The 9,703-nt window shown below is 37.2% G+C and carries 6 protein-coding genes and 1 pseudogene; 6 read left to right on the forward strand and 1 reads right to left on the reverse strand.

The features are described 5' to 3' along the window. The 6 genes from ACFINK_RS08905 to ACFINK_RS08930 all read left to right on the forward strand — a co-directional run. A partial coding sequence (locus ACFINK_RS08905) for an HNH/ENDO VII family nuclease (protein WP_375638833.1) occupies window positions 1–1,950 on the forward strand: 1,950 nt, incomplete at its 5' end. Window positions 1,951–1,970: 20 nt separating this feature from the next. Beyond that, a complete protein-coding gene (locus ACFINK_RS08910; protein ID WP_375638835.1) occupies window positions 1,971–2,435 on the forward strand; it encodes an SMI1/KNR4 family protein in 465 nt (154 codons plus the stop codon). 106 nt (window positions 2,436–2,541) lie between these two features. Further along, complete coding sequence (locus ACFINK_RS08915) at window positions 2,542–3,027, forward strand: SMI1/KNR4 family protein (RefSeq protein ID WP_375638837.1); 486 nt, start codon at window positions 2,542–2,544, stop codon at window positions 3,025–3,027. Next, on the forward strand, window positions 3,024–3,599 hold the full coding sequence (locus ACFINK_RS08920) for an SMI1/KNR4 family protein (protein WP_183194725.1): 576 nt from the start codon (window positions 3,024–3,026) through the stop codon (window positions 3,597–3,599). Before ACFINK_RS08915 ends, ACFINK_RS08920 begins: the two co-directional genes overlap by 4 nt. A gap of 48 nt (window positions 3,600–3,647) precedes the next feature. Beyond that, window positions 3,648–4,235, forward strand: coding sequence for an SMI1/KNR4 family protein (locus tag ACFINK_RS08925; RefSeq protein ID WP_375612469.1), 588 nt, complete (start codon window positions 3,648–3,650; stop codon window positions 4,233–4,235). A 42-nt stretch (window positions 4,236–4,277) separates the two neighbouring features. Then, window positions 4,278–4,742, forward strand: a complete 465-nt coding sequence (locus ACFINK_RS08930; RefSeq protein WP_375638838.1) for an SMI1/KNR4 family protein — start codon at window positions 4,278–4,280, stop codon at window positions 4,740–4,742. A 481-nt stretch (window positions 4,743–5,223) separates the two neighbouring features. On the opposite strand, the pseudogene ACFINK_RS08935 reads toward ACFINK_RS08930, so the two are convergent. After that, window positions 5,224–9,703, reverse strand: a pseudogene (locus tag ACFINK_RS08935) (type ISP restriction/modification enzyme); the annotation flags it as partial.

Below are 9,703 nucleotides of genomic sequence, written 5' to 3' on the forward strand. Positions count from 1 at the left end.
GCTCTTGTCAATAATCGCGGCAATATTGCCGGTGCCTTGCATGAGCTTGGCTCTTCAAAGAATGTTCTCAGCATTGTTTCGTCGATGTTGACAGCAGGCTTAACCAGCCAACTAACGGAAATGGCAGGTGTTGGACAATCTTTGCCAAAAACCGCTCCTTTTGTCGATCGTATCGCCAGTGAAGCGGAAAAGAACCTGATCAAAGCCGCCATTGGCACAGGCGTTCAAACGGCTCTTGAGGGTGGCTCTCTTGACAAGAACTTTTTTAACAATCTGCGCATCGCCCTGTCTGATACGGTTGGAAAATCGTTGGCGGAAGAAATCGGTACCGCCAAGGCTGAAGGCAAAATAGACACGGTCACACAGATCGTTGCCCACGCTGGTCTTGGCTGCTTAAAAGGCGCTGTTGCGAGCGGTGCTTGCACAGCCGGTGCTGTGGGGGGTGCTGTGGGCGAAGCCACCGCTATGCTCCAGTTTCAATTGTGGGTGCAAGGCATTGTGAAAGAGGAAATGGGGGATCTAAACGGTCGCACCCCTACAGCGGAAGAGGAAGCGCGTATAAACGCAAAGATTGATGCGCAGTTTGCTGACTTTAGAGATCACACCATTGATGTTGCAAGGGCTGCCGGGGGCGTTGCTGCCGCCATTGCCGGTGGCAATGTTGATGCCGGCGCCGATGCCGCTGGTAATGCCGCTGCAAATAACTTTTTGGGTAGTGCACAACGCGCTCAGATGAAGAAAGAGTTAGAAGAATGCCCTGATGATCAGTGTCGAAGAGATGTTAACGAAAAATGGTTCGAGATTGATGAAGAGCAAGATAGGATTTTTGAGATAGGTCTTGCGAAGGGTACGATTGTTGGTGCCGTAAAAGCAATAGGAAACGGAATATCTGAGACAGCTCATGACGTTAAAGAATTAGGATCGGCAATAGGAAACGGAATATATGCGACAGTTCATGACGTTAAAGAATTAGGATCGGCAATAGGAAACAGTTCAGTTGATGAGATCTATCAAAATGCCCTTCAAGGCGTTGGAACAGCAAAAGCTTGGGCCACGAGTGGGCATATATTTGATGATGTCTGGGAAGGTGCTGGTCAACTCTGGGAAGGAGTTGGTCAATTCTGGGGAGGTGTTAAGGATTCCTTTAGAGGGCGTATAGATCACATAAAGGATTCCTTTGGGGGGCATATAGATCACATACATGAAACAATGGAGAAAGGGGGGGATGGAGCATTCAGTGCTGGTGCTGAATCTGGCGAAATGCTAGGTAAACCATTAGGAGATGTGGCTTATATAGTGGGTTCTACAGTGCTTACTGACGGTGCTGTTTCAGCAGCCAAGGGAGGCGTAAAGCTTGCGGGAAAGCTTGTAGAAAAAGATCTCATCAAATTTGCTGCTAAAGCTGAAGAAGCGGCTATAACGGGAGAAACTAGTTCTGAAGTAAATACTGCGCATGTGGGGAAAGAAATCGCACAATCGCTAGAAAAAATGAGCGATGAAGCTATTGCAACTCAATATTTGGGGCAAGAGAGAAAATTCTGGTCAAAACCTATTGAGGTTGAGTTTGAAATAACTAACAAGGGAGAAAAAATTACTCAGACAAACAAAGTCTATCAGAGCGAAAAACTGTTTGATCCTAACCAGATTGTTAGTTGGACAGTCAACAAGAAAAAAGTGACAGGTACAAATATTGAAAGAATGAAAACAGGAAGAGCACCTATAGGTTTCGATAACGAGCCTATTGAATTACACCATATGCTACAAACACATGATGGTCCCATAGCAGAAGTTACAAATGCGTTTCATAATAAACATCATTCTGCTATTCACATTAATCCTAACACAATGGGATCAGCTATTGATAGGGATGCATTTGCTTTGTGGAGACAGAAATACTGGAAAGAACGTGCTAAAGGTTATGAAAATAAAGATATAGCAACTAGAAAATAACAATTTATGGAGAACAAATTATGAAAACTTACACTTTAGATGATGTTGTACAATTAATTGATAAATATAGCGATAGTATCGATTTTGGCTCTACAGATGAAGCAGTTGATGATGCACTGATTGAAAAAGCAGAGAAAACTCTTGGTTTGCAGTTTACGTCTTCCTATAAAAGTTTTTTAAAAAACTATGGAAGAGGGGAAATTTGTGGTGAGGAAATATGTAGCGTTTATGATACAAACTTTGAGATTATTCGTAGTGATGATATTGTTTATAAAAACTTAAATTATAGAAAAAATGGTTTTGCAACGCCACAGCAACTTATTGTTAGTAGAACCGATTTTGGAGAGACATTTTTCTTCGATTATTCTCAATTTCAGAATGGAGAATGTGCACTCTATTTTGATTTTCCACCCAAGAATCCACAATATTATGCAAGTAACTTCTATGAATTCCTCTGTAAAAGGATTACAGATAATTTGAAGTAAATTTCTTTGTATGGTGGTTTTACTTCCAAATTGCAATGTTAAACCACCATTATTTTTTTCTTTTCAAGAATGCAAGCATCGTTAATATTTTTAAGGGGGATCATCTATGAAAACCTATACCTTAGATGATGTTGTAGTATTAATTGATAAAGTGAATAAATATGATGATGAGATTATCAATTTTGGCACTGCAGAGGATGCGCCTGATGATATATTGATTGAAAAGGCTGAGAGAACTCTTGGTTTACAACTCACCTCGTCCTACAAAAGTTTTTTAAAAAATTATGGAGGAGGAGAAATTGGTTGCGAGGAAATTTTTAGCATTTATGGTGTAGACTTTGAAACTGTTTATGGTGGTGACATTGTCTATAATCGCTTAACAGAAATGAAAAATGGTTTAGCAAAATCACAGCAGCTTGTTGTCAGTAGAACTGATTTTGGTGAGACATTTTACTTTGATTACTCTCAGTTTCAGGATGGTGAATGTCCGCTCTATTTTGAGGTAATATCTGGAGATCCCCTTTATTATGCAAGTAATTTTTATGAATTTCTCTGTAAAAGAATTAAGGACCATGCAGGGGAAGATTTATGAAAACCTATACCTTAGCTGATGTTGTAATATTAATTGATAAAGTGAATAAATATGATGATGAGATTATCCATTTTCGTACTGAAGATGATGCAGTTGATGATCTTGTAATTGAAAGGGCTGAGAAAGCTCTTGGTTTACAATTCACATCCTCTTACAAGAGTTTTTTGAAACATTATAAAGGTGGGGACATTAGTGGTGAAGAAATCTATAGTCTTTATGAGCATCCTATAGGTGTTTCTGTTAATGACGTTGTTTTCCAAAACTTAAATGATAGAAAACGTGGTTTTACGACACCAGAACAGCTCGTTGTGAGTTATGATCTTGATGAAACCTTTTACTTTGATTATACGCAGTTTCGGGATGGTGAATGCCCACTCTATGTCATGTTTGCGGATGAGGAGTCCGAATATTACGCCAGTAATTTTTATGAATTCCTATGCAAAAGAATTAAAGTACACGCGGGAGTTGAGATACCTGATGGTGATCAACCGATTGAAAAGATTGAGCACACTCCCACTCCGCAACCTATCCCTTTTTACAAGAGTTTTTGGAAAAAACTATGGAAGAGGTGAAATTGATAGAGGAAATATGGAGCGTTACGCAAGTTTTGAGGATCATCTATGAAAACTTATACTTTAGATGATGTTGCAGTATTAATTGATAAAGTGAATAAATATGATGATGATATTATCAATTTCGGTACTGAAGATGATGCAGTTGATGATCTACTGATTGAAAAGGCGGAGAAAGCTCTCGGTTTACAATTTACATCTTCTTATAAGAGTTTTTTAAAAAATTATAAAGGAGGAGAAATTGGAGGTTATGAAATCTGTAGCGTTTATAGGGATTGTGGAATAGGTATTGCTGCTGGTGATATTGTTTTCCGCAACTTAAATAATAGAAAAAGGGGTTTTGCGACACCAGAACAGCTTATCGTAAGTAGAACAGATTTTGGTGAAACCTTTTATTTTGATTATACGCAGTTTAGGGATGGAGAATGCCCACTTTATGTCATGCTTCCATCTGAAGATTGCGAATATTACGCTAGCAATTTTTATGAATTCCTTTGCAAAAGAATTAAAGAAAGCGTGGGAGTTGAGATACCTGATGGAGACCAACCAATTGAAAAGATTGAGAACACTCCCACTCCGCAACCTATCCCTTTTTACAAGAGCTTTTGGAAAAAACTATGGAGGAGGGGCAAATGATAGGGGAAATATGGAGCGTTACGCAAGTTTTGAGGATCATCTATGAAAACCTATACCTTAGCTGATGTTGCAGTACTAGTTGATAAATATAACGATAGTATCGATTTTGGCTCTACAGATGAAGCAGTTGATGATGCACTGATTGAAAAAGCAGAGAAAACTCTTGGTTTGCAGTTTACGTCTTCCTATAAAAGTTTTTTAAAAAACTATGGAAGAGGGGAAATTTGTGGTGAGGAAATATGTAGCGTTTATGATACAAACTTTGAGATTATTCGTAGTGATGATATTGTTTATAAAAACTTAAATTATAGAAAAAATGGTTTTGCAACGCCACAGCAACTTATTGTTAGTAGAACCGATTTTGGAGAGACATTTTTCTTCGATTATTCTCAATTTCAGAATGGAGAATGTGCACTCTATTTTGATTTTCCACCCAAGAATCCACAATATTATGCAAGTAACTTCTATGAATTCCTCTGTAAAAGGATTACAGATAATTTGAAGTAAATTTCTTTGTATGGTGGTTTTATTTTCAAATTGCAATGTTAAACCACCATTATTTTTTTTAAATGAGAGAAAATTAAAATCAATATATTTCAATAGGTTAAGATTTTACAGATCTTAAAAAACAACCTATATAAAAATACAACCTATAAATTCAACTAATAATATACGTTTTGAGGGGTTTTGACGGTTTTTACACCTTCAAAACCTATAAGTAATATAAGAAAATGAATATACATAACTCTCTTTAAACAAAGCTTTTGAAAAGCATAAAGCACTCATTTTAGATTACGATATAATCTTTTAAAGGCAATTCAAAAGAAGCCTATTCACTTTAAGATGGGATTTCTTTTTAGAATAACGCATATAAACTGTCTTTTTGAGATTGTATCTAATCAACTTAACAAGAGAGGTATAGATTAATCGCTATGTTCTATACCCCTTATGAGTTTATCATACCCATTATGTGAGCATGCTTTATAAGTTATTCAGTTTCTCTTATTTCCAATTTTGGTAAGTTCTTAACGATTTTCATGGTTTCTAAACTTACGGTAATAACCCTTTGAAATAACTCTAGAGGGTAGGCAGGGTTGCCAATGGTTTCAACAGCATAGCGATTAGCATCATTAACAATGCCGCTCTTTTTATCTGTTTTAACACATTGACGTTCCATAACCCATTCAAGAGCAGGCTTTCCATTGACTATATACTCATAAGCTTTAAGAGGTATATCCGTCATGATGATATTGCTATTATAAAAAACAGTCGATTTATCCTTTTCCTTACTATTCCCAGAAAATTTCATTTCTGTAACGTAGTAAAATTCTTCGGGATTAGAGATCTCTGTCTGTTTTGGATTACCCTTTTTAAAGGTGACTGGATAAGGTTTTACAGTTTCATAATTCACGTGCAAATGACCCAGTTCACGCCCTGCTGTTACGAACTTCCAAAAATCATCAGCACTCTTTACACAAGGAATGCGAGGTAATTCTTTACATAAATTATGCGCATAACGAGCACGGTAATCTTCTGAATGAAGTAGACCGTAAACATAATAGAATAGATCATCTTTTGTTATGGTTTCATTAGGATAAGCGGCTTTAAAATGTGCTAATCCTTCATCAGTAATGGCATCACGGCGTTGTAAACCAGCTGTTTTGTTTTCCTCTATAGAATTTGTAAATAAATGGGATTGTTTCTCACTTTTACTTTTTGAAACCGTAGTATCTTCGTAAATATAGCGTGGAAAACATTGACCTTTTTCTATTGAATCTAAATTAGGCAAATCTTCAGACATAAGAACAGAAAAACCACACCTTGCTCCTACGCCTGTAATTTGAATTACTTTATTTTCAACCGCTTTTCCCATCGGAAATATCCGCGGCATTTGTAAAACCATTTCATTGAAGGTGCGATTATAATAGAGCCACTGTTGTGTAAAAGGACGATATAAACTTTGCATAAGGCATGTAGCTTCAAATTCAAAAGTATTTCCTTTTGCTAAATCTTCTTTAAGAGCGCGGCTCCAACTGATTTTTCTCGTATCTGTATTGACGAAATTGTCTACAGCATTTTTACGTATCCTAGGATCAACATGTCCATAAACATTATTAAAACGCTTTACTTCACTGTTATAGAAGGCAATCATATTACTTATGTTTTTCGCTAAAACTTCATAGCTTGAATTGTATACCCAAGCATCACGGCTAGTTACAATACCACAGGAATAAGTATCAAAAAGCTTTTTACCATGACCTTTTTTATAACTTATGGATAAAAATGCTTTAAAATTGTTATCACGTTGACCAAGCCAATCACCATGTTTATCTGGTGTGATTATTTGCCAACCTTGTTTACTTCGTGTAATGCCATCAATGCTCCTAAATTTTTTAATTGTCTTAAGCTTTTTTTCTCTTGTGTGATTATTACCAATATCATGATAGTAAATTTTACAAGGTCCAATAGCATTGGGATTTTTGATAAACAAGGTTACAGCAATACCGGTCATACTACCATTGCCAAAAATATTTTCACCTTCTTGAGCTCTTCCATTGCTTAACATATTTTTGCGAAGATCCCCCCGTAAATTAAGCACATAAATGCTCGTAAACTCTTTGGCTAAAGATTTTCGTAATCCATCCATTGTTGACTTTTCTATGTAACCAGAACCAGAAACAAAACCGATTACTCCAGCATTATCAATACGATCACTAGCCCAGCGAATGGCACGAATATAACTATCATAAAGATTTCGCATAAGGCTTGCTTTAGATTGAGCGGCGTAAGTTTCATCAATACGGTCATTTAATATCGGATAAGGCGTATTCTTTGCATTATCATTAGCACTTTTTTGACCTGTTGAATAAGGAGGGTTACCAAAGATAACTTTGATATCCAGTTTCTTTTGATGCTCTAAATATTCACTGTTTTCTTTGAATAATTTTTGCAGAAGGCTTTTCTCTTCAAGCATGCGGAATGTATCGGTTAAACCAATATGTTTGAAAGGGATATACTCACCTTTCATGATACTATGATACGTCGATTCAATGTTAATCGCTGCTATGTAATAGGCTAGCAAGACAATCTCATTTGCGTGGATATCATAACGGTATTTATATTCCATATCCTCTGGTTTGATGAGATTGGATTGTAATAGCCGTGTGATAAAGGTCCCAGTACCCGTAAAAGGGTCAAGAATAGAAACACCACGTGATCCTAGACTTTTTCCAAATTCATGACGCAACACATCATCAACAGAATGAATGATAAAATCAACAACCTCAATGGGAGTATAAACAATGCCTAATTTTTCTACTGTACGCGGAAAAGCATAACGGAAAAATTCATTGTAAAGCTCTACAATTAAACTTTGTTGTGCTTCAAGAGTGGTAATTCCACGCGTGTAAAATTTGTACACTCTTAGAAATATTTTTGAGATCTTGAGATTCTTCTTTAGGAGTAACTTTATCAAGGGCATTGAGTACACGTTGTAAAGCGCAAGATACGGGATTTTCTTGAACAAACTGATGCCCCTCAAATAAAGCATTAAAGACTGGACGCGTCACAAGATGTTGCGCAAGCATTTCAATCGCATTTTGTTCGGAGATAGTTGTATTTAAATTACTACGTAATTCGGTCATAAAATCATTAAACACCTGCCGTGTTTCAGTTTCTGATTTCGTCAAAACCTCAGTTAAGCGTGTGATATGAGTTTGAGCAAGATCACCAACATTTATTGCCCATTTTTTCCAATAGCTAGGGTCGTAAAATCTATTAACAATAGCAGCTTTAATGACATCTTTACATTTAGAAAAAAGGGGGAGTTCTCCTTGTTCTTCACATGTGTGAGAGGATTCATAAGTTGCTAACCCAATATTAAGTCCTGAATACTCTAATTTTGAGCGTATAGGTAAATCATCAATAACCGTGGTCGTATCTTCTAACGCAAGTTCTTGAGAAGCAGCAACAATTTCAAGAGCATCGCTTACGTCTTGTTTTTTGTGCATATGGTGAATTATTTTATTAAAGTTATCATCATGAGCACGTAAAGCATTGAGAACTTGCCAGATGACATTATACTTTTGGTTGTTTTCTAAGGCTATTTCCGGCGGAATATCAGCGGGTATCCCAACGGGTAGAATGATATAGCCTCTTTTTTTACCCTCTGCTCGACGCATTACACGTCCGATCGCTTGAATAATCTCAATTTGACTTTTTCGCGGGTGTAAAAATAGAACAGCATCAAGAGCGGGTACATCAACACCTTCAGAAAGACAGCGTACATTGGTAAGTACACGACAAGTATTTTCCCCCGCATCTTCCTTTAACCAGTCAAGTTGTTTTGTACGCTCTTTAGCACTAAAGGTTCCATCAATATGGGCAAGGGTACAGTTAAGAGGAGGAGTATCTTTATAGTTTTTATGAAGAGCGCGTAAAGATTCTTGCACTTTTTCTTTTTTGAATCTTTTGCATATGCGTTTAGAAGTATCAATATCTTTGCAAAAAGCTAAAGCTCTACGCATGGGCTTGGGGTCATCTTCAAGATCAAGTTTCAGATCCATTTTGGTAAGGGCTCTATAACAGCCATTAATCTTGGTCCTATCATCGAGAATAAGTTCATAATTCTTATCGGTAATAAGATGTTGAATGGATTGACTTACTTCTTCTTCGTTGACAACTAATATGATAACTTTACAAGGTGATAACAGCTTATCCTCTAAAGCACGTGAAAAGTTGTAAGTGTAAAGTTGTTTGCCATAGAGTTTTTCATTATCCATGGACACCAAAACGTTATTGGATAAGAAAGCATTCCTTTTCAGCTTGTCACTAAAGATCTTTGGGGTTGCTGTCATGTAGAGGCGTTTTTTGCCTCGAATAATGCTATTGTCATGAACCTTGATAAATTCAGATTCATGCTTTTCTGTTCCCAACACAACACCAGTTGTTCTATGGGCTTCATCACAAATGATCAGATCAAATTCAGGTAACCCATGGGTATTTTGTGCATCCGAAATCACTTGGATAGAATGATAGGTTGAAAAGATGACCGTCATTGCATCTGCTAGGTTTTCACAAGCTTCTTTGGCAAGGGCTTTCGCATCTGTTGTAGCAGGGAGAACAAGATCTGATGTTTCCATGCCAACAATATCATCTTGGTTTTTACGACGCTTGCCTACTTTCGTATCAGAACAAACCGCAAAGGAACGCAACGGGACTTGTGCATCGGCTGTCCATTCACGGATTGTTTGCGAAACTAAAGCCAGAGAAGGAACCAGAAACAACACACGCTTGCCTGTTCCTGCTATGGTTTCTGCTATCTTAAGGCTAGTGAAAGTCTTCCCCGTTCCACATGCCATAATCAGCTTGCCACGATCTGCTTCTTTTAACCCTTCACAGACTTTCTTGATGGCTTCTTCTTGATGGGGACGAGGCTCTTTTGTTGATTTCAGAACAACTTCTTTTTT

Origin of the sequence: Bartonella sp. AA16NXGY (assembly GCF_042197325.1) — a bacterium.
Taxonomy (GTDB): Bacteria; Pseudomonadota; Alphaproteobacteria; order Rhizobiales; family Rhizobiaceae; genus Bartonella.

What these genes read in the sequence shown, in the direction of transcription:
- ACFINK_RS08930 (WP_375638838.1), top strand. Translation starts at nt 4,278, where the DNA reads ATGAAAACCTATACCTTAGCTGATGTTGCAGTACTAGTTGATAAATAT.
- ACFINK_RS08910 (WP_375638835.1), top strand. Translation starts at nt 1,971, where the DNA reads ATGAAAACTTACACTTTAGATGATGTTGTACAATTAATTGATAAATAT.
- ACFINK_RS08920 (WP_183194725.1), top strand. Translation starts at nt 3,024, where the DNA reads ATGAAAACCTATACCTTAGCTGATGTTGTAATATTAATTGATAAAGTG.
- ACFINK_RS08925 (WP_375612469.1), top strand. Translation starts at nt 3,648, where the DNA reads ATGAAAACTTATACTTTAGATGATGTTGCAGTATTAATTGATAAAGTG.
- ACFINK_RS08915 (WP_375638837.1), top strand. Translation starts at nt 2,542, where the DNA reads ATGAAAACCTATACCTTAGATGATGTTGTAGTATTAATTGATAAAGTG.